The 18629-nt window shown below is 68.9% G+C and carries 19 protein-coding genes; 5 read left to right on the top strand and 14 right to left on the bottom strand.

Translation table 11 applies throughout. The features are described from left to right. Positions 1–147 precede the first annotated feature (147 nt). Positions 148–1383 carry a phosphoglycerate dehydrogenase gene (gene serA / locus WB794_RS10760; RefSeq protein WP_337335847.1) on the bottom strand — a complete coding sequence of 412 codons (1236 nt, stop codon included), beginning with the start codon at positions 1381–1383 and terminating at the stop codon, positions 148–150. A 186-nt stretch (positions 1384–1569) separates the two neighbouring features. Here serA and WB794_RS10755 point away from each other — a divergent pair, with 186 nt between their 5' ends. The 3 genes from WB794_RS10755 (at position 1570) to WB794_RS10745 (ending at position 5614) form a co-directional block, all read left to right on the top strand. Continuing rightward, positions 1570–2889 (top strand): hypothetical protein, encoded by a 1320-nt coding sequence (locus tag WB794_RS10755; protein ID WP_337335846.1) that lies wholly within the window; start codon positions 1570–1572, stop codon positions 2887–2889. 395 nt (positions 2890–3284) lie between these two features. After that, the gene (locus tag WB794_RS10750) at positions 3285–4703 is read left to right on the top strand and encodes an FAD-binding oxidoreductase (protein ID WP_337335845.1); all 1419 of its coding nucleotides are present in this window, start codon (positions 3285–3287) and stop codon (positions 4701–4703) included. Continuing rightward, entirely contained in the window at positions 4700–5614 is a 915-nt protein-coding gene (locus WB794_RS10745; protein WP_337335844.1) for a TraB/GumN family protein, read from the top strand. Before WB794_RS10750 ends, WB794_RS10745 begins: the two co-directional genes overlap by 4 nt. A 160-nt stretch (positions 5615–5774) precedes the next feature. Here the strand turns inward: WB794_RS10745 and WB794_RS10740 are convergent, their stop codons facing one another. From WB794_RS10740 to metG, 3 genes are read right to left on the bottom strand one after another with little or no spacing between them, the layout of a single operon-like run. Next, positions 5775–6299 carry an RnfABCDGE type electron transport complex subunit B gene (locus WB794_RS10740; protein ID WP_415926681.1) on the bottom strand — a complete coding sequence of 175 codons (525 nt, stop codon included), beginning with the start codon at positions 6297–6299 and terminating at the stop codon, positions 5775–5777. Next, positions 6293–6823, bottom strand: coding sequence for a hypothetical protein (locus WB794_RS10735; RefSeq protein WP_337335843.1), 531 nt, complete (start codon positions 6821–6823; stop codon positions 6293–6295). The genes WB794_RS10740 and WB794_RS10735 overlap by 7 nt, the downstream gene beginning before the upstream one ends. A 7-nt stretch (positions 6824–6830) precedes the next feature. Further along, complete coding sequence (metG, locus tag WB794_RS10730) at positions 6831–8927, bottom strand: methionine--tRNA ligase (protein WP_337335842.1); 2097 nt, start codon at positions 8925–8927, stop codon at positions 6831–6833. Positions 8928–9082: 155 nt separating this feature from the next. Between metG and apbC the strand changes: the two genes are divergently transcribed. Then, positions 9083–10171 carry an iron-sulfur cluster carrier protein ApbC gene (apbC, locus tag WB794_RS10725; RefSeq protein ID WP_337335841.1) on the top strand — a complete coding sequence of 363 codons (1089 nt, stop codon included), beginning with the start codon at positions 9083–9085 and terminating at the stop codon, positions 10169–10171. A gap of 286 nt (positions 10172–10457) precedes the next feature. Here apbC and rapZ read toward each other — a convergent pair whose 3' ends face one another. From rapZ to WB794_RS10675, 10 genes are all read right to left on the bottom strand, one after another. Next, complete coding sequence (rapZ, locus tag WB794_RS10720; RefSeq protein ID WP_337335840.1) at positions 10458–11342, bottom strand: RNase adapter RapZ; 885 nt, start codon at positions 11340–11342, stop codon at positions 10458–10460. After that, a complete protein-coding gene (hprK, locus tag WB794_RS10715) occupies positions 11339–12283 on the bottom strand; it encodes an HPr(Ser) kinase/phosphatase (RefSeq protein WP_337335839.1) in 945 nt (314 codons plus the stop codon). Before hprK ends, rapZ begins: the two co-directional genes overlap by 4 nt. 65 nt (positions 12284–12348) lie before the next feature. After that, positions 12349–12822 carry a PTS sugar transporter subunit IIA gene (locus WB794_RS10710; protein ID WP_337335838.1) on the bottom strand — a complete coding sequence of 158 codons (474 nt, stop codon included), beginning with the start codon at positions 12820–12822 and terminating at the stop codon, positions 12349–12351. 113 nt (positions 12823–12935) lie between these two features. Further along, positions 12936–13259: a ribosome hibernation-promoting factor, HPF/YfiA family gene (gene hpf / locus WB794_RS10705; protein WP_337335837.1), complete on the bottom strand. Its 324-nt coding sequence runs from the start codon at positions 13257–13259 to the stop codon at positions 12936–12938. Between the two features lie 144 nt (positions 13260–13403). After that, positions 13404–14819 carry an RNA polymerase factor sigma-54 gene (locus tag WB794_RS10700; RefSeq protein WP_337335836.1) on the bottom strand — a complete coding sequence of 472 codons (1416 nt, stop codon included), beginning with the start codon at positions 14817–14819 and terminating at the stop codon, positions 13404–13406. A gap of 16 nt (positions 14820–14835) precedes the next feature. Next, complete coding sequence (lptB, locus tag WB794_RS10695; protein ID WP_337335835.1) at positions 14836–15555, bottom strand: LPS export ABC transporter ATP-binding protein; 720 nt, start codon at positions 15553–15555, stop codon at positions 14836–14838. Continuing rightward, positions 15555–16076, bottom strand: a complete 522-nt coding sequence (gene lptA / locus WB794_RS10690) for a lipopolysaccharide transport periplasmic protein LptA (protein WP_337335834.1) — start codon at positions 16074–16076, stop codon at positions 15555–15557. The genes lptB and lptA overlap by 1 nt, the downstream gene beginning before the upstream one ends. After that, the gene (gene lptC / locus WB794_RS10685; protein WP_337335833.1) at positions 16045–16626 is read right to left on the bottom strand and encodes an LPS export ABC transporter periplasmic protein LptC; all 582 of its coding nucleotides are present in this window, start codon (positions 16624–16626) and stop codon (positions 16045–16047) included. The genes lptA and lptC overlap by 32 nt, the downstream gene beginning before the upstream one ends. Further along, the gene (locus WB794_RS10680; RefSeq protein ID WP_337335832.1) at positions 16623–17177 is read right to left on the bottom strand and encodes a KdsC family phosphatase; all 555 of its coding nucleotides are present in this window, start codon (positions 17175–17177) and stop codon (positions 16623–16625) included. The genes lptC and WB794_RS10680 overlap by 4 nt, the downstream gene beginning before the upstream one ends. Next, a complete protein-coding gene (locus tag WB794_RS10675) occupies positions 17174–18196 on the bottom strand; it encodes a KpsF/GutQ family sugar-phosphate isomerase (protein ID WP_337335831.1) in 1023 nt (340 codons plus the stop codon). The genes WB794_RS10680 and WB794_RS10675 overlap by 4 nt, the downstream gene beginning before the upstream one ends. Positions 18197–18363: 167 nt before the next feature. On the opposite strand from WB794_RS10675, the gene WB794_RS10670 reads away from it, so the two are divergent. Continuing rightward, positions 18364–18597 (top strand): BolA family protein, encoded by a 234-nt coding sequence (locus WB794_RS10670; RefSeq protein ID WP_337335830.1) that lies wholly within the window; start codon positions 18364–18366, stop codon positions 18595–18597. Positions 18598–18629 lie beyond the last annotated feature (32 nt).

Here is an 18629-nt window from a genome sequence, read left to right as displayed (position 1 = left end):
CCCGACGCAGTGTTCGATGCCCGGCAGCGTCGGCCACGTAGGGCCGACCTACCGAGATGTGCGGCGGTTTCGTAGGTCGGGGCTACGTCCCCGACGCAGGGTTCTGCGTTCCTCTCCCCTCTCGCAAGCCGGGAGAAGGGCTGAATCTCAGTACAGCACGCGCGTGCGCAGCGTTCCGGGGATGGCGGCGAGCGCGTCGCGCAGGGCCAAGGCCTGGGCTTCGGAGGTGCCCACGTCGATGACGACGTAGCCGATGGTCGGGTCGGTCTGCAGGTACTGGCCGTTGATGTTGACCGCTTCGCGCGAGAACACCTCGTTGATCTGCGAGAGCATGCCCGGCACGTTGCGGTGGATGTGCAGGATGCGGCGGCTGCCGGGGTGCTCGGGCAGCGAGACTTCCGGGAAGTTGACCGCCGAGAGCGTCGAGCCGTTGTCGCTGTAGCGCACCAGTTTGGCGGCCACTTCGATGCCGATGTTGCTCTGCGCCTCCTGCGTGCTGCCGCCCACGTGCGGGGTCAGGATCACGTTGTCCAGGCCGCGCAGCGGCGAGGCGAACTCCTCGTCGTTGCCCTTGGGTTCGACCGGAAACACGTCGACGGCGGCACCGGCGAGGTGGCCTTCGCGCAGTGCCGCGGCGAGCGCGTCGATGTCCACCACGGTGCCGCGCGCGGCGTTGATGAGCTGCGCGCCGCGGCGCATCTTCGCGATCTGCGCGGCACCGATCATGCCGCGCGTGGCGGCGGTGTCGGGCACGTGCAGGGTCACGATGTCCGAGCGCGCGAGGAGGTCGTCGAGGCCGGTCGCCGGCTGCGCGTTGCCGAGCGTCATCTTGGTTTCGATGTCGTGGAAGATCACGCGCAGGCCGAGCGCTTCGGCCAGCACGCCGACCTGGGTGCCGATGTGGCCGTAGCCCACGATGCCCAGCGTCTTGCCGCGTACCTCGAAGCTGCCCTCGGCCGATTTCAGCCAGCCGCCGCGATGGCAGGCGGCGTTCTTTTCCGGGATGCGCCGCATCAGCATGATGGTCTGTGCGATCACCAGTTCGGCCACGCTGCGGGTGTTGGAGTAGGGCGCGTTGAAGACCGGGATGCCCTGCGCCTTGGCGGCGTCGAGATCCACCTGGTTGGTGCCGATGCAGAAGCAGCCGATGCCGATCAGCCGACGCGCGTGCGAAAGCACCTCGGCGGTGAGCTGGGTGCGCGAGCGGATGCCGATGAAGTGTGCCTCGGCGATGCGCGCCTTCAGTTCGTCATCGGGCAGGGATTTCTCGTGATAGTCGATGCGCGAATAGCCCGCCGCGCGGAAGGTGTCGACGGTGCTGGGGCTGACGCCTTCCAGCAGCAGGATGCGGATGTCCTGCTTGGGGAACGAGGTGGTGTGCATGGCGTGAAGAACCAGCGGGTGGGCGGGATGAATCCACTATGCCAGATTTTCCGTCGATTGCGGCGGTGCAGCATCGGGTGGGTGGGGTGATTCGCGCTGTGCCATGGTCACGTCTTGACGAACGGCGGCGTCACTGTGCGTTGCCGCACCGGACAACCAAAGAGGGAGATGATGATGAGACGGGCAATGCGATGGCTTGGCGTGCTGGCGCTGGGGCTGTTCCTGGTGCTGGGCGGGTTGTTCGCCGTATCGCGCTGGATGGGGCCGACCGCTGAACAGCGCGCTGCACTGGCTCTGCTGGCGGAGGACGATCCACAGCCTGCGGGGCGCAATGCTTTCGCGGCACTATGGCTGCTGGGATACGACGTACCGGGGGACGAGATCGACGCCGTGGCGGCTGAAGACGTGGAAAATTATCGGAAGGCCCTGGTCAGCGCGCAGTCGGCCCAGGTGCTGTCCAATCAGATGAGCGTGGCCGAGGGGCGATTCGCTCGCCATCGTGCTTGGCCATCCGATTTGAAAATGTGCGGTTCCGAGGACGCCTCGTGTCTGGCGACGGTACGGGAGCGTCGGGATGACTATGCCCGGCAGGTCGCACACGATCGCGCCCTGGTGGATCGCGTGCGCGGACTGGCGGCGTTTGACCATTACCGCAATCCGATGGATGGCCATATCTTCCCGCCGCTTCCGCCGTTCAAATTGTTCTTCATCGCGCACACCGCCAGCGCGCTGGATTTTGTCGAAGGTCACACCGATGCCGCGCTGGAGGCGGTGTGTCGCGATGTGGATACCTGGAGGCGTCTGAGCGCCAATAGCGACACATTGATTTTTGCCTCGATTGGCGGGGCCATGGTGACCACCGGTTCGCACCTGTTTTCCGACATGCTGGCCGAGCTTCCCCTGGATCACCCGCTGCCATCGATCTGTGCCACGGCCTTCGATCCAGCCCGTGTCGCGCCGGACTTGTGCAGTGCAATGCAAGGTGAAGCGCGTATCGCACAGGCGCACCTGGACAGATATGGCGATGAGGCCTATTCCTTCCTGCGCCCGGTGTTGCTGGATCTGGACGCAACCCGGGCGAGGATGGCTCCGGTGTATGCCCATGCCTGCACCGACGTCGTGCGTCGTGCGCTGATCGACGACACACCTATCGCGCCCCAGCCGGCCCCCGGATCGCCGTGGCGACTGGAATGCTTCAGCAACGTCATGGGCTGCACCTTGTCCCGGATCGCTGAACCGGCCTATGACGCCTACGTCGGGCGCATGCAGGATGTTCAGGCCGTGCTGCGCACCGTTGATGCGGTGGTGCGTCTGCGCGGACAGGCGGCAGCAAGCGGGCAAACCATGGCGCAGGTGCTGCGTGAGGGAGGATTGCGCCCGGCGGTGGAGACATGGCGCATGCCGGTATTTGATGAGGCCGCCGGCGAAATCAGCACTTCCTTGCGCGGGCACGGCCGCCGTACCGAATGGCGCATCCCGCTGCCCGCTTCGCGGCTGGGCGATTGAATGCTTCCCGCGGTGGCGGCGGTTCTGGTGGGAGCGGGCTTGCCCCAATACAGTTCAGTTAGTTGCAGCACTTTGTACCGTCATCCCAGCGAAGGCTGGGATCCATCTTGATCTTGCTGTGAAAGCAAAAATGGATCCCAGCCTTCGCTGGGATGACGATGGTCTAACTGAACTGTATTGGGGCTTGCCCGCGATACGGCGTTCGGGCAACAGTGCCACGCCCACCGCATCCACGCTCCCCATCGCGGCCAAGGCCGCTCCCACGAAAGCGCGTGTCTTTGCGGACATGCCGATTCGACGCCGCGATGGACGCCGGCCCGCGCGGCTGGCAGGCTGTCGTGCCGAGTGGTGCAGTGCCGCATCGTTCCTTCCTCCCACATCCTGCCGATACGCCCATGTCCGACCCCCGCCTGGCCGAATTATCCCGGCTCCTGCCCGCGCTGGCGCTGAAGACCGAGTCCGCCGATCTCGCGTTCTACGGCCGCGACTGGACCCGGCGCTGGACACCCGCACCGCTGGCGATCGCGCTGCCGTCTTCGATCGAGGAGGTGCAGGGCATCGTGCGCTGGGCCAACGCGCAGCGCGTGGCGCTGGTGCCTTCGGGCGGGCGCACGGGTCTGTCGGGCGGCGCGGTGGCGGCCAACGGCGAGCTGGTGGTGAGCCTGGAGCGGATGAATCGCGTGCTCGGCTTCCATTCGGCCGACCGCCTCCTGACGGTGCAGGCGGGCATGGCGCTGGAGGCGGTGCATCAGGCCGCGCTCGGGCACGGGCTGATCTATCCGGTGGACTTCGCCTCGCGCGGTTCGTGCTCGATCGGCGGAAACATCGCCACCAACGCCGGCGGTATCCGCGTGGTGCGCTATGGCAACACGCGCGACTGGATTGCCGGGCTGACGCTCGTCACCGGCAGCGGGGATGTATTGGAACTCAACCGCGGGCTGGTGAAGAACTCCAGCGGCTACGACCTGCGCCAGCTGGTGATCGGGGCGGAGGGCACGCTGGGCATCGTGGTGGAAGCGCAGCTGCGCCTGACCGACCCGCCGCCCGCCTCCCAGGTGATGCTGCTGGCGCTGCCCTCGTTCGAGGCGCTGATGCAGGTGTTCGAGCGCCTGCGCGCGCGGCTGACGCTCTCGGCCTTCGAGTTCTTCACCGACCGTGCCCTGCACCACGTCGCGGCGCACGGCGCGCAGCGCCCGTTCGCCGAGGACTACCCCTACTACGTCGTGACCGAGTTCGACGGCGATTCGCCCGATGCCGCGCTGGAGGCGTTCGGCACGCTGCTGGAGGCCGAACTGGTGGTGGACGGGGTGATCGCGCAGAGCCAGGCGCAGGCCGCCGCGCTCTGGCATCTGCGCGAGGGCATCACCGAGGCGCTGGCGCGCCACCTGCCGTACAAGAACGACGTGTCGGTGCGGATCGGCGCGATGCCGCGGTTCCTGGCCGAGACCCAGGTGCTGCTCGGGCGGGAATATCCGCATTTCGAGGTGGTGTGGTTCGGGCACATCGGCGACGGCAACCTGCATATCAACGTGCTCAAGCCCGAGGCGATGGAAAATGCCGACTTCGTGCACGAGTGCGGGCGCGTCACCGCGCTGCTGGCGCAGTCGCTTCAGAACCACGGCGGCAGCATCTCGGCCGAGCACGGCATCGGTCTGGTGAAAAAGCCCTACCTGTCGTCCACCCGCAGCGCGGCCGAGGTGGCGCTGATGCGGGGCATCCGCCGCGCCTTCGATCCCGCCGGCATCATGAATCCGCACAAGCTGTTCGATGCCGATGCCGATGCCGTGGTGCCCGCCTATGGAGAAACCGCATGATCCGCCGGCTGCTCGCCGCGTTCCTGTTGTTTGCGACCGCGATCGCCGCTGCCGCGCCGCCCGAGCCGCTGCTGTGGACGGCGCAGAATGGTGCCGGAACGGTGTATCTCCTGGGCTCGTTCCACCTGCTGCGTGCGGAGGATTATCCGCTGCATCCGCGCGTGGAGGTGGCCTATGCCGAGGCCGACCGGCTGGTGTTCGAGATCGATCCGGCGGAAATGGCCTCGCCGGACCTCCTGGCCACGATCCAGACGCTGGCGAAATTCGACGACGGACGCACCTTGCGCGGGGTGATTTCCGAAGAAAACGCGGAAAAGCTCAAGGCGTTCATGGGCGGCAGCGAAGCGGCGATGGCGTCCTCGGATGCGTTCAAGCCCTGGTACGTCGGCATGAACCTCGTGGTCGGGATGATGGCCAGGTTCGGGCTGGACCCCAAGCGCGGGCTGGACCAGCATTTCATGCGGCGTGCCGCGGCCGACGGCAAGCCGGTGGGCGGGCTGGAAACCGTGCTGCAGCAGATGGGCGCGCTCGATGCGTCGCCGCTGGCCGAGCAGGAGCAGATGCTGTCCGAGGCCTTCGCGCCGCCCGCCGAGATGCGCCGCCGCGTCTTCGCCATGCACGACCTGTGGCGCGCCGGTGATGCCGACGGGCTGCTGGCGCTGATCAACGAGGACATGGCGGAAAAGACGCCGCAGATGTACCTGCGCCTCAACCGCGACCGCAATCTGGCCTGGCTGCCGCAGGTCGCGGACATGCTGGAGCGGGACCAGACGGTGCTGGTCGTCGTCGGCACCATGCACCTGATCGGCGACGAGGGCCTGGTGGCGCTCTTGCGCGCGCGGGGGGTGAAGGTCGAGCGCGTGGATGCGGAGCAGGCGGTGAAGCTGCCTCCCCTGCCGGACGCCGCCTGATTTTCGCGCGTGCGCGACGTTGGCCGCTGCTGCGGGGCGGCCAACGTCGCGGATTCCGCCGGGGGCGCTGCGATGGGTGATGGTGGAATCGCCTTCGGCGGCTCCACCCTGCGACGGCACGCAAAAGCCGCTGGGTGCGAGCGCTTTGCCGGTCGGATCGCTACGCCGGTCGCGGATGGTCGGGCGGCAGGTCGCGCATCACGATGCAGTCCACCGGGCAGGCGGGCACGCACAGCTCGCAGCCGGTGCACGGGTCGGCGAGGATGGTGTGCATCAGCTTCGGCGCGCCGAGGATGGCGTCCACTGGGCAAGCCTGGATGCACTTGGTGCAGCCGATGCACTCGGCTTCGATGATGAAGGCGACCTGCGGCGGTTTTTCCTCGCCGCAGTCGGGGTCCAGCGGCAGGATCGGACGGCCCAGCAGTTCGGCCAGCGCCGCGATGCCGCGCGCTCCACCGGGCGGGCAGCGGTTGATGTCCGCCTCGCCCGCGGCGATGGCCTGCGCATAGGGGCGACAGCCGCCGTGGCCGCACTGGCCGCACTGGGTTTGCGGCAGGAGCGCGTCGATGCGTTCGACCAGGGATTGCGCGGCGTCGGGTTCCGCAGGAACCGGCGATACCAGCCAGCCGCGCCAGGCGAACGCCAGCGTGGCGATGGCTGCGGCGAACAGCAGCGCCGTCACCATGACGCGAGGCTTCCTGCCGCCAGCGCGATGATGCCGGCGGCCAACACGCGCGCCGGCAGCGGCCGCATGAAGGCCGGCACGGCGCGATCGTCCATGCGCCGCGCCAGGTCGATGAACGCCGGCAGGCCGAGCGCGAAGGCGAGGATGACGCCGAATGCGGTGGCCAGCCAGCCCGCCGCCGCGCCCGCCAGCAGCGCAACGCCGGCGTGAAGCAGGGCGAAGATCGCGAGGATCCGCGCAAGCGGCGTCCGCGCCATTTCCTGGCGGCGCGCCAGCAGCCACAGCGCGCCGCCGCCGGCCGCAAGCCCGTACAGGGCGGGGAGGGCCGGAGCCATCGCGGGAAACGCGAGCGATGCCGCGGCGGCGCTCATCGCGGCGATGAGCAGCGCGCCGATTTGCAGCCGCACCAGCCCGTGCGTTCCGCGCGCCGCATCGTGGAATCGCGGCGAGCGCGCGAGCCCGCGTTCGCCGATCAGGACAGCAAGAACGAAGCAGAACGCGGCGATCGCGGGCGCGGCGGGCACGGCGGCATCACTTGACCGCCATGCCGGCGCGGGCTCCGGCGTCCGCGTCGAGCAGGAAGAGATCCGCCCCGTCGGTTCCGGCCGAGAGGATCATTCCCTCGCTCACGCCGAAGCGCATCTTGCGCGGCGCGAGGTTGGCGATGAACACGACGCGGCGGCCGACCAGCTTTTCCGGTTCGCCGTAGGCGGCGCGGATGCCGGAAAAGATTTGCCGGGCGCCCAGTTCGCCGGCGTCGAGGGTGAAGCGCAGCAGCTTGTCGGAGCCTTCCACGAATTCGCAGGCCGTGACGGTGCCGATGCGCAGGTCGAGCTTGGCGAAGTCGTCGATGGAAATCGTTGCCGCCGCCGTGGAATCGAGCGTTGCCTCGGGTGCTGTGGCTGCGGCTGGCACGGGCTGGAGGGATTCCCGGCTGGCGTCCACCATCGCCTCGATGTGGATGGGGTCGATGCGGGTGAGGAGCGCGGAATACGGCGCGATGGCGTGATCGAGCAGCGGTTCGGCAAGGTCGTCGAAATGCGTGACCGGTGCCTGGAGGAAGGCTTCCGCGCCCTGCGCAGTGGCGGGCAGCACCGGCTTGAGGATGCCGGCGATGAGGCGGAACAGGTTGATCGCAAGGCTCGCGACCGCGTGCAGCTCGGCATCGCGCGACGGATCTTTCGCCATCGCCCACGGGGCCATTTCCGCGATCCACTCGTTGGCCGCATCGGCTTCGGCCATGACCCGCGTCAGCACCGCGTTGAGGTTGTCGCGCGCGTAGGCACCGTTCGCGCCGAGGCAGGCATCCGCGAGGCGCTGCCAGGCGGCGTCGTAGCGCGCGCGCAGTTCGGGCGCAAGGCTGGCGGCGAGCCGGCCATCGAAACGCTTGCCGATGAAGCCGGCGCAGCGGCTGGCGATGTTGACGAACTTGCCGACCAGGTCCGAGTTCACCCGCTGCGCGAAGTCGGCCAGGTTGAGATCGAGATCGTCGATCCCGCCCGAGGTCTTGGCGGCGAAGTAGTAGCGCAGGTACTCGGGGTTGAGGCCGGCGTCGAGGTAGGTGCGCGCCATGATGAAGGTGCCGCGCGACTTGCTCATCTTGGCCCCGTTCACGGTGAGGTAGCCGTTGACGTGCAGACGCGTGGGCGTGATCAGGCCGGCACCCTTGAGCATGGCCGGCCAGAACAGGCCGTGGAAGTTGATGATGTCCTTGCCCACGAAATGGTGCATGCGGGTGCCGCTGCCTGCCGCGAGCATGGCGGCGAAGCGCGCGTCGTCCAGCCCCGCGGCGTGGCCCTTTTCCGTGCGGCTGTAGGCGCGCAGGCTGCCGAGGTAGCCTATCGGCGCGTCGAGCCACACGTAGAAGAACTTGCCCGGCGCATCCGGAATCGGAAAGCCGAAATAGGGCGCATCGCGCGAAATGTCCCAGTCGCGCAGGCCGCCTTCCAGCCACTCGTCGAGCTTGGCCTTGACCGCGCCGGAAGCCACGTCGCCGGCCAGCCACTCGCGCAGGAAAGCCTCGAACTTGCCGAGTTCGAAGAAGTAGTGCTCCGACTGGCGCAGCTCGGGCGTGGCGCCGGACATCGCCGACACCGGGTTCTTGAGATCGGTGGCCGAATAGGCCTTGCCGCAGACCTCGCAGTTGTCGCCGTACTGGTCGGGCGCGCCGCAGTTGGGGCACTCGCCCTTGACGTAGCGGTCGGGCAGGAACATGCCCTTCACCGGATCGTAGAGCTGGGCGATCGAGCGCCGCGCGATCACCGGTTCGGGCCAGTGGGTGGCATCGCGCAGGCGAGTGTAGATCAGCTCCGACATCTCGCGGTTTTCCGGCGAGTGGGTGGAGTGGTAGTGGTCGAAGGCGACGTGGAACCGGGCGAAATCGCGCTCGTGGCCGGTCTGGATGGCGCGGATGAAGTCTTCCGGTGCCTGTCCGACCTTCTCCGCCGCCAGCATGATCGGCGTGCCGTGGGCATCGTCGGCGCAGACGAAATGCGCCGGCTGGCCCATCAGCCGCTGCGCGCGAACCCAGATGTCGCCCTGGATGTAGCCCACCAGGTGGCCCAGGTGCAGTGGGCCGTTGGCGTAGGGCAGGGCGCAGGTGACGAAGAGCGGGGCGGAAGCGGACATGGCGGACATCGCGGTGGAAAGCCGGGGATTATCCCACGGCCCGCCGATCCCGGCCGCGAGCACGCCGGAAGATCGCGCGGCCAGGCGCATGCGGTGCTGTCGGCACGGCCCGTGCGGCACTACACTTGGCAATCATTCCCATTTGGAACGTCGCCATGTCCGTTACCGAAGACCACGTCCGCGCGCTGCTTTCGCGCGTCACCGATCCCAATACCGGCTTGGACCTGGTGTCCGGCGGGCAGGTGCGCGGCGTCGGGATCGATGGCGACAAGGTCGCGGTCGACGTGGTGCTGGGCTATCCGGCGGCGAGCTGGCACGCGACCCTTGCCGGCATGATCGAAGGCGTGCTGCGCGCCGATCCGGCGATCTCCGCCGCCTCCGCCTCGGTGTCCTCGCGCGTTCTGGCGCACGAAGTACGCAAGGGCGTCAACCCGCTGCCCGGCGTGAAGAACGTCATCGCGGTGGCCTCGGGCAAGGGCGGCGTGGGCAAGTCCACCACGGCGGTGAACCTGGCACTGGCGCTGGTGGCGGAAGGGGCGCGGGTCGGCGTGCTCGACGCCGACATCTACGGCCCCAGCATCCCGCGCATGCTGGGCCTCACCGGGCGCCCGGAAACGGTGGAGAACAAGCGCATCGTGCCGATGCGCGCGCACGGGCTCGAGGCCATGTCGATCGGCTTTCTGATCGACGAGGACACCCCGATGATCTGGCGCGGCCCGATGGTGACCCAGGCCCTGCAGCAGCTCCTCAACGACACCCTCTGGCAGGATCTGGACTACCTCGTCATCGACCTGCCGCCGGGCACCGGCGACATCCATCTGACCCTGTGCCAGCGCGTGCCCGTTTCCGGCGCGCTGATCGTCACCACGCCGCAGGACATCGCCTTGCTCGATGCGCGCAAGGCGCTCAAGATGTTCGAGAAGGTCGAGGTGCCGGTGCTGGGCATCGTCGAGAACATGGCGATCCACGTCTGCTCGAACTGCGGCCACGCCGAACACATCTTCGGCAGCGGCGGCGGCGGGCGCATGGCGAGCCAGTACGGCGTGCCGCTGCTGGGCTCGCTGCCGCTCGACATCCGGATCCGCGAACAGGCCGACGGCGGCGCGCCGACCGTCGCCTCGCAGCCGGATTCGGCGGCGGCGGTGAGCTATCGCGACATCGCGCGCAAGGCGGCAGGAAGGCTGTCGCTGCGGGCGCGCAGCAAGTCGATTGCGTTCCCGAACATCGTGGTGCGGGATGATTGAGGGGGCAGCGCGCGGCCTGGCTTTGATGTTGCTGCGGCAGGTCGGGGCTACGCCCCCGACGGGGCGTTGGATGCCCCGCAACGTCGGCCACGTAGGGCCGACCTACGTTTCGGCGGGGCGTTTTGACGGGGCGTTTTGACGGATCGTTCCGGCGAGCGTTGCTGTCGTAGGTCGGGGCTACGCCCCCGACGGGGCGTTTGATGCCCCGCAACGTCGGCCACGCAGGGCCGACCTACGTTCCGACGGGTCGTTCCGGCGGGGCGTTTCGACGGATCGTTTCGGTGCCCTACTCCAGCTCCCGATGAAACGTCACCACCCGGCTGCGGCCCTGGTCGCGCCAGTGCGAGGCGAGCCATTCGGTGCAGTGCACCGAGCGGTGGCGGCCACCGGTGCAGCCGAACGCCAGGGTGACGTAGCTGCGCGTGTCGCTTTCGAAGCGCGGCAGCCAGGCGTCGACGAAGCCGGCAACGTGGTCGAGGTATTCGACCACGGCGGGCTGTTGCATCAGCCACTCGCGCACCGGCGCATCGCGCCCGGAGAGCGGGCGCAGGCCGGGATCCCAGTGCGGATTGGGCAGGCAGCGCACGTCGAACACGAAGTCGGCATCGCCCGGCACGCCGTGGCGGTAGGCGAAGGACTGCACCAGCAGGGAAAGCCCGGGCTGGGCGTCGGCGGCCAGTTCGGTAACGACCCATCGACGCAGCTGGTGCACGTTCATGGTGCTGGTGTCGAGCACGCGGTCGGCGATGGCGGCGAGCGGGCGCAGGCGCTGGCGCTCGAGCGCGATGGCGTCGGCCAGCGGCAGGCCTTCGCCGCTGAGCGGATGGCGGCGGCGGGTTTCGCTGTAGCGGCGCAGCAGCACTTCGTCGAGGGTGTCGAGGAAGACGAGCTGGTGCTGGCAGCCCATGGTGCCGACTTTGGCCAGGGAATGCGGCAGGCGGGTCAGGCCCTCGGGGCGATTGCGCACGTCGATGCCCACCGCGAGCCGGCGATGGCGACCGTTGCCGCCGGCGGTGACGCCGGCCACGAACTCGGGCAGGAGTTCGGCCGGCAGGTTGTCGACGCAGTAGTAGTCGAGATCTTCCAGCGTGCGCAGCACGACGCTTTTGCCGGAGCCGGAGAGGCCGCTGATGACGAGCAGGGGCGGGTGTGGATCGTCGATGGGGTTCATGGCGTGGTGTGGCGCATCTGGTGGGCCTGGCGGTCGATGAAGGCCTGGGCGGCATCGAAACCCTTGCTTTTGAGCAGGTGCGCACGCACGGCTGCCTCGGCCAGAACGGCCAGGTTGCGTCCGGCGGCCACGGGCAAGGTGATGCGCGGGATGTCCACGTCCAGCAGCCGCTGCGTGCCGAAGGTGCCGTGCAGGCGGTCGAAGGCGTCTTCGTCCCGCCCCGGCTCCTGACGTTCGAGGTGCACGATCAGGCGCAGGTACTTGTTGCGCTTGACCGCGGTGTCGCCGTACATCTGGCGGATGTTGAGAATGCCGATGCCGCGCACTTCCAGCAGATCCTGCAGCATCTCCGGGCAGCTGCCGTCGAGCATGTCGGGCGCGATGCGGTTGAATTCGGGCGCATCGTCCGCGACCAGGCGGTGCCCGCGCGAGATCAGCTCCAGCGCCAGCTCGCTCTTGCCCAGCCCCGACTCGCCGGTGATCAGCACGCCGATCGAATGCACCTCCATGAACACGCCGTGCAGGGTCCGGCGCGGAGCCAGCGCGCGCGCGAGGTGGTACTGGAAATAGGTCAGCAGTTCGTGGCCGCGGTGGCTGGAAACCCACAGCGGCGTGTCGGTGCGGTTGGCCGCCTCGCGCAGGTCGTCCGCTGCCTCGCGGTCCTTGGTGACGACCAGGGCCAGCGGGGTATCGCTGACGATGCGCATCAGGAGCTTGCTGCGCTGCGAGGGCTCCAGGGCATCGAGGTAGTCGAGCTCCTCGCTGCCGATGATCTGGACCTTGTTGGCGTGGATGGTGTTGAGGTAGCCGGCCAGCGCGGGACGGCGCGCCAGGTGGTCGACCGATTCGAGCACGCGGCCCGCGCCGCGTTGGCCGCCGATCCAGCGCAGGCCAAGGCGCTGTTCGAGCTGGTCGAACAGTTCACGGGCAGTGATGCGCATGGGAGTCGGCATGTGGGGGCGGCCAGCGGCGGGTGCCGTGAGTATGCCGCCGGGGTGGCCGCCTGTCAGGCGGCGAGGTGGGCGATCTGCCAGTCCGCCAGCGCGGCCTGCAGCGCCGCATCGGTGCGGCAGCCGCGCAGGCGCGCGCAGAAGTCGCTGTCGCTGAACATTTCCGCAAGCTGCGAGAGCAGCAGCAGGTGCTGCTGGCTGAAGTGCTCGGGCACCACGAGCGCGAAGACGAGGTCGACCGGCTCGCCGTCGCTGGCGTCGAAGTCCAGCGGTTCGTCCAGGCGCAGAAAGGCACCCACGGGGCCGACCAGGCCGGTGATTCTTCCGTGCGGGATCGCCACGCCGCGTCCCAGCCCGGTGGAGCCCAGGCGCTCGCGTGCGCACAGGCCGTCGTAGATGCGCCGCTCCAGATCGGTGTCTTCGCTGCCCTGGTTGAGGGTGGAGGCGATCAGTTCCAGCAGGCGCTTCTTGCTGGTGGCGCTGGCGCTCGCGCGGATGCGCGAGGGAGCCAGAAGGTCGACGAGATGCATGGCGTGTTCCCCTGATGTGGCAGGACCGGAGGCGACGCCTGTCCGCCTCCGGCCCGGTTCGCCCGGCAAGCGCCCGGGCCGTGGTTGCGGTGCGAGGCCGGCCCGGGCAGTGCTCAGTCGGCTTCCGCGGTGCGGATGCTCTGGTCGGAGCGGTGCTGGGTCTGCTTTTCCTTGTGCTTGGTGACCTGGCGCACGAGCTTGTCGAGCAGCTGGTCGATGGCGTTGTACATGTCTTCGTCGGAAGCTTCCGCGTGGACCGTGTGACCCGACAGGTTGAGGGTCGCGTCGATCTTCTTATCGAGGCGCTCCACCGAGAGCGTGACGCGCCCGTCGATCAGGTCATCGGAATAACGGCCCAGCTTGTCCAGTTTGGCGAGGATGGTGTCGCGCAGGGCGGGGGTGACTTCGATCTGGTGTCCGACGATTTCGATACGCATGACAAACCTCCTGTTGCTGCCTTTCGGCGGATTCCCCGGCAGGCACCGCCGGGTGGATGCGCGGCACTTGCCGCGTACGGAGCCTTCATCGGCAAGATGGTAGCAAGGTCGGATGGAAAACAAGGGGGCCGCGGGGATTCATCGTCACTGCAGGCGCTGGCGATCGTTGGAGGAGGGGATTCCCTGCGCCTCGCGGTACTTGGCCACGGTGCGGCGCGCCACCATCACGCCCTCGGTCGCCAGGGCCTCCACCAGCTTGGCGTCGGACAGCGGCTTGCGCGGGTTTTCGCCTTCGATGAGGCGGCGGATCATGGCCTGGATGGCCGTGCCCGAGGCCGCGCCGCCGTCGGCGGTGGCCAGGCTGGAGGAAAAGAAGTGCTTGAACTCGAAGGTGCCGCGCGGGGTGTGCAGGTATTTGCGGGTGGTCACGCGCGACACCGTGGATTCGTGCAGACCGAGTTCGTCGGCCACTTCGCGCAGCACCAGCGGGCGCATCGCCTCGGGACCGAATTCAAGGAAGTTGCTCTGGTGGCGCACGATGGCCTGCGCCACGCGCAGCACGGTGTCGGCGCGCGTTTCCAGGCTCTTGATCAGCCAGCGCGCCTCCTGCAACTGGGCGCGCAGGTAGGTGGCATCGGCCCGGCTGGCCACGCCGATCAGGGACTCGTAGTGCCGGTTGATGCCCAGCTGCGGCTGGCAGCCCGGTCCCGGGCGGGCCTGCCAGCCGTCGCGGCGGCGGATCGCGTAGGCGTCCGGGACGATGTATTCGGGCGCGCCATGGGAAAACCCCGATCCGGGGCGCGGATCCAGCGAGCGCAGCAGCTGCACCGCCTCGTGCATGATGTCCGGCGCGGCTCCGAGCCGGGCGGCCAGTCGCTCGGAGCCGAGTCGCGCCAGGGCCTCGAGGTGTTCACTCGCGATGTGCCGGGCCAGGTCCACGGCAGGCGTCGCATCGCCCGGGGAGAGCTGCACCAGGAGGCATTCGGACAGCGTGCGCGCGCCCACGCCGAGCGGATCGAAGCGCTGGATGCGATGCAACACCGTCTCGATCTCGTCCGGTTCGGCCACGAGGTCGGGGCGCAAGCCGTCGCGCAGCGCGTCCAGCGGTTCGCTCAGGTAGCCGTCCTCGCCGATGGACTCGATCAGGGTCGCCGCGATGACGCGGTCGCGTGGCGACATCGGGGTCAGGTTGAGCTGCCACAGGAGGTGGTTCTGGAGGCCCAGGCCGGCGTCCGCGAAGGCCCGTTCGCGCTCGTCGTCCTCGCCGCCGCTGCCGGCGGCGTAGCTGTCGCTCTGGTATTCCTGCGCCCAGTCGGGGATGTCGAGCAGGTCGTCGGTCGCATCGGCCGCGTCGCCGGCGTCGGCCTGGGATGCCTCCGGCAGCGCGTGTTCCTCGGGCGCGGGCTCTTCGGGCTGTTCCAGCAGCGGGTTGGATTCCAGCGCGGCGGCGATTTCCGCTTCCAGCTCCGCGCTGGAAAGCTGCAGCAGCCGGATCGCCTGGCGCAGCTGGGGCGTCAGGGTCAGGTTTTGCCCGATCTTGAGCTGGAGTGCGGGCTTCACCGGCGATCCTGCGGGGCTACATGCGGAAACTGTCGCCTAGATATACCCGACGCACGTCGGGATTTGCGAGCAGTTCATCGGGCCGGCCCTGCGCCAGCACGCTGCCTTCGCTCAGAATGTAGGCCCGGTCACAGATCCCGAGGGTTTCGCGCACGTTGTGGTCGGTGATGAGGATGCCGATGCCGCGGGTTTTGAGGTGGGCGACGATCTTCTGGATGTCGCCGACCGAGATCGGATCGACGCCGGCGAAGGGTTCGTCCAGCAGCATCAGGCGCGGGCGCGCGGCCAGCGCGCGGGCGATTTCCACGCGACGGCGTTCGCCGCCCGAGAGGCTGACCCCGCGCTGGTCGGCGACGTGCGCGACCTGCAGTTCCTCCATCAGCGCGAGCAGTTCGTTCTCGCGCCCCTGGGCGTCGAGATCCTCGCGCAGTTCCAGCACGGCCATGACGTTCTGTGCGGCGGTCAGGCGGCGGAAGATGGACGGCTCCTGCGGCAGATAGCCGACGCCGCGGCGCGCACGCTGGTGCATCGGCAGCGCGGTGGCGTCCTCGCCGTCGAGCAGGATGCTGCCGCCGTCGGAGGCGATCAGCCCGACGATCATGTAGAAGCAGGTGGTCTTGCCGGCCCCGTTGGGGCCGAGCAGGCCCACGACTTCGCCGGCGTCCAGGTGCAGGCTGAAATCCTTGACGACCTCGCGCTGCCGGTAGCGCTTCCTGAGGTGGCGCGCGACCAGCATCAGTTGCCTGTGGCGCGCGGCTTGGGCTGGATGGTCAGATGGATGCGGCCACCCTCGCCACCGCCGCCCTGGATGCGGCCATTGCGGGTGTCGTAGCGCACCCGATCGCCGCGGAAGGTGTCGCGGCCCTGTTCCACCTGCACATCGCCGCTGAGCACGACGATCTCGGTGCCGGTGTCGTAGACGATCTGCTGCGCGCGGGCGCGCATGAGCTGGCCTTCGTCGTTTTCCTGCTGCAGCGAGGCGGGGCTGCCTTTCAGCAGCACGCGGGTCACCTCGCCGGCGACGCGCGTCACCGTGGCCTCGGCGGCATCGATGCGCAGCGAGCCCTGGGTGATGACGAGATCGGTAAAGCGGGTGTCACCATCCTGCGTCATCACGCCATCCAGTCCTCCGGCCTGCACGTCGAGCGGCTTGTCGCGGTCATCGGAGCGGGCCAGCGCCGGCGGCGCGAACAGCGCCAGGCAGGCGGCGAGGAGCGCCAGTCGCTCAACGGCGCGGAGTCGAAACGGGAGAAGCATAGTGGCCGGTGACCTCGTCGAGCAGTTGGAAGCGGCGGGTGTCCAGGTCGGCCCGCAGGCCGCGTCCGCGCAGTATAGAGTCACGCGAAGTGAGCGTGACCACGGCATCGCTTTGCACCTTTCGCTCGCGCGGGAAGACGTCGAGCCGTTCGCTGCGGAACGCCAGTTCGCCGCTACCGCCTTCCGGCGGGCTGTCCAGGGCCACCGCGCCGATCAGGCGCAGTTCGGTGCCGCCCGCATCGACCCAGGCGCGGTCGGCGCGCGCCAGCCAGGTGCCCTCGCGGCTGTCGGGCAAGGCGAAGCGCGGCTGTTCGATCTCGATGGTGCCAAGGTAGGGGTGGCGGCTCAGGTATGGCCCCGTGACGTGGAAGGACTCCTTGCCGCCGCTGTCCAGCGCCACCAGGTCGAAGTCGCTGAGGAAATAATCCGAGCGCGGCGGCCCGGTGAGCGGTTCCGGTTCGTCCTGACGATACAGCCACCACAGCGCCAGGCTGCTGGTGGCAGCCGCGACCAGCAGCAGCGCGCCGGGAACCCAGCGCGGCAGCCTCATGGATCGACGAACCGCTGCAGGACCCGCCCGGTGTGGCCCTGCGCGTCGAGGATGAGATCGCACAGCGCGCGCACCGCGCCCTGACCGCCGGCCGCGGCGGTGATCCAGTGCAGGTGCGGATGCAGCCAGGGATGCGCGTTGGCCGGACCGACCGCCAGCCCCGCCCAGCCGAGCGCGGGCAGGTCGGGCAGGTCATCGCCCATGAAGGCGGCCTGCGCCGGTTCGAGCGCGAGGATCTGGCACAGGGCGCGCAGCGCGGCGCGCTTGTCGTGGCAGCCCTGGTGCAGGTGCACGATGCCAAGCTCCACGGCGCGGCGCGCGACCACCTCGCTGCTGCGCGCGGTGATCAGCGCCACTTCGATGCCGCATTCGCGCAGCAGCTTGAGGCCCTGTCCGTCGAGCGCGTGGAAGGCCTTGGTCTCGCTCCCGTCGGAGGCGAAGCGCAGACGGCCGTCGGTGAGCGTGCCGTCCACGTCGAGCGCCACGACGCGGATGCGGGCGGCGCGTTCGCGCACCGCGGCGGGAACATCGGCCAGGTAGTGCGCGCTCATACCACCCGCGCGCGCAGGAGGTCGTGGATGTTGAGCGCGCCCATGACGCGCTGTTGCTCGTCCACCACGACCACGGCGGAAATCTTGTGGTCTTCCATCATGCGCGCCGCTTCCACGGCGAGGCGTTCGGGGGTGAGCGTCTTGGGCTCGCGGCCCATCACCGCCGCGACCGGCGTGGTGCGCAGGTCGGCGCTCGGATCGTCCATCGCGCGGCGCAGGTCGCCGTCGGTGAAGACGCCGAGCAGGCGATTGTCGCGATCGACGATGGCGGTCATGCCCAGACGCTTGCGGCTCATCTCCACCACGGCCTGACTGATCGTGGCATCGCCCGGCACGCGCGGGATCTCGTCGCCGGCGTGCATCACATCGGCGATGCGCAGCAGCAGGCGTCGGCCGAGGCTGCCGGCCGGGTGCGAGCGGGCGAAGTCCTGGCTGGTGAAGCCGCGCGCCTCCAGCAGCGTGACCGCGAGGGCATCGCCCATGGCGAGTGAAGCGGTGGTGCTGGTGGTCGGGGCCAGCCCCAGCGGGCACGCCTCTTCCCCGACGGCGACGTCGAGGTGGATATCCGACAGGCGGGCCAGGGTGGAATCGGCGCGGCCGGTCATGGCGATCAGGGTGTTGCCCTGGCGCCGCAGCGCCGGGACGATGGTGAGCACCTCGTCGCTCTCGCCCGAATAGGACAGCGCCAGCACCACGTCGTGTTCGGTGATCATGCCCAGATCGCCGTGGCTGGCCTCGCCCGGGTGCACGAAGAAGGCCGGCGTGCCGGTGGAGGCCATGGTGGCGGCGATCTTGCTGGCGATGTGGCCGGATTTGCCCATGCCGGTGGTGATCACGCGCCCGCGCGCGGCAAGCATGGCGCGGCAGGCCGCAACGAAGTTGGCGTCGACCCGGCTCCGCAGGCTCAGGAGCGCGCGCGCCTCGTTGTCGAACACCGACTGGGCAGCGGCGATCAGCCGGGAGGGATCGAGGTCGGCACCGCCGGAGGGCGGAACCAGGGTGCGGAGGGTGGCATTCATGGGCGGTGGGTCACCTGATCGGCCGGCGCGGTGGGCCCGGGTTCGGGCGCGGCGGGCGTTATGATTTATGATGCTCGGCCATTCTACCCCAGCGCCCCGCCCGGCCGCCCGCCCGGCACCGGGCGATGCGGACGGTTTCATTCATGTTTTCAGTGCCGGATTTTTCGATGGACCCACAGCGCATTCGCCAGTTGATCGAGGCCGGACTGCCCGGTGCCGTGGTCGATGTTTCGGGTGATGACGGGGTGCACTTCGAGGCCACGGTGATCAGCGATGCCTTCGCCGGCAAGCTGCCGCTGGCGCGTCATCGCCTGGTCTACGCGACCTTGGGCGACCGCATGGGCGGGGAAATCCACGCGCTGGCCCTCAAAACCATGACACCGGACGAAGCGCGCGCCTGAGCGCGTCGCACCGGCAGGACACGCGATCCACT

The organism is Denitratimonas tolerans, from assembly GCF_037203605.1.
Classification (GTDB): Bacteria; Pseudomonadota; Gammaproteobacteria; order Xanthomonadales; family Xanthomonadaceae; genus Denitratimonas; species Denitratimonas tolerans.
Note: the sequence above shows the minus strand (reverse complement) of the source record. Positions and strands in the feature narration are given on the sequence as shown.

Excerpts from the sequence above, each read along its gene's own strand:
- serA (WP_337335847.1), bottom strand. The coding sequence starts at position 1,383 with ATGCACACCACCTCGTTCCCCAAGCAGGACATCCGCATCCTGCTGCTG.
- WB794_RS10755 (WP_337335846.1), top strand. The coding sequence starts at position 1,570 with ATGCGATGGCTTGGCGTGCTGGCGCTGGGGCTGTTCCTGGTGCTGGGC.
- WB794_RS10750 (WP_337335845.1), top strand. The coding sequence starts at position 3,285 with ATGTCCGACCCCCGCCTGGCCGAATTATCCCGGCTCCTGCCCGCGCTG.
- WB794_RS10745 (WP_337335844.1), top strand. The coding sequence starts at position 4,700 with ATGATCCGCCGGCTGCTCGCCGCGTTCCTGTTGTTTGCGACCGCGATC.
- WB794_RS10740 (WP_415926681.1), bottom strand. The coding sequence starts at position 6,299 with ATGGTGACGGCGCTGCTGTTCGCCGCAGCCATCGCCACGCTGGCGTTC.
- metG (WP_337335842.1), bottom strand. The coding sequence starts at position 8,927 with ATGTCCGCTTCCGCCCCGCTCTTCGTCACCTGCGCCCTGCCCTACGCC.
- apbC (WP_337335841.1), top strand. The coding sequence starts at position 9,083 with ATGTCCGTTACCGAAGACCACGTCCGCGCGCTGCTTTCGCGCGTCACC.
- rapZ (WP_337335840.1), bottom strand. The coding sequence starts at position 11,342 with ATGAACCCCATCGACGATCCACACCCGCCCCTGCTCGTCATCAGCGGC.
- hprK (WP_337335839.1), bottom strand. The coding sequence starts at position 12,283 with ATGCGCATCACTGCCCGTGAACTGTTCGACCAGCTCGAACAGCGCCTT.
- WB794_RS10710 (WP_337335838.1), bottom strand. The coding sequence starts at position 12,822 with ATGCATCTCGTCGACCTTCTGGCTCCCTCGCGCATCCGCGCGAGCGCC.
- hpf (WP_337335837.1), bottom strand. The coding sequence starts at position 13,259 with ATGCGTATCGAAATCGTCGGACACCAGATCGAAGTCACCCCCGCCCTG.
- lptB (WP_337335835.1), bottom strand. The coding sequence starts at position 15,555 with ATGCTGGTCGCGCGCCACCTCAGGAAGCGCTACCGGCAGCGCGAGGTC.
- lptA (WP_337335834.1), bottom strand. The coding sequence starts at position 16,076 with ATGCTTCTCCCGTTTCGACTCCGCGCCGTTGAGCGACTGGCGCTCCTC.
- lptC (WP_337335833.1), bottom strand. The coding sequence starts at position 16,626 with ATGAGGCTGCCGCGCTGGGTTCCCGGCGCGCTGCTGCTGGTCGCGGCT.
- WB794_RS10680 (WP_337335832.1), bottom strand. The coding sequence starts at position 17,177 with ATGAGCGCGCACTACCTGGCCGATGTTCCCGCCGCGGTGCGCGAACGC.
- WB794_RS10675 (WP_337335831.1), bottom strand. The coding sequence starts at position 18,196 with ATGAATGCCACCCTCCGCACCCTGGTTCCGCCCTCCGGCGGTGCCGAC.
- WB794_RS10670 (WP_337335830.1), top strand. The coding sequence starts at position 18,364 with ATGGACCCACAGCGCATTCGCCAGTTGATCGAGGCCGGACTGCCCGGT.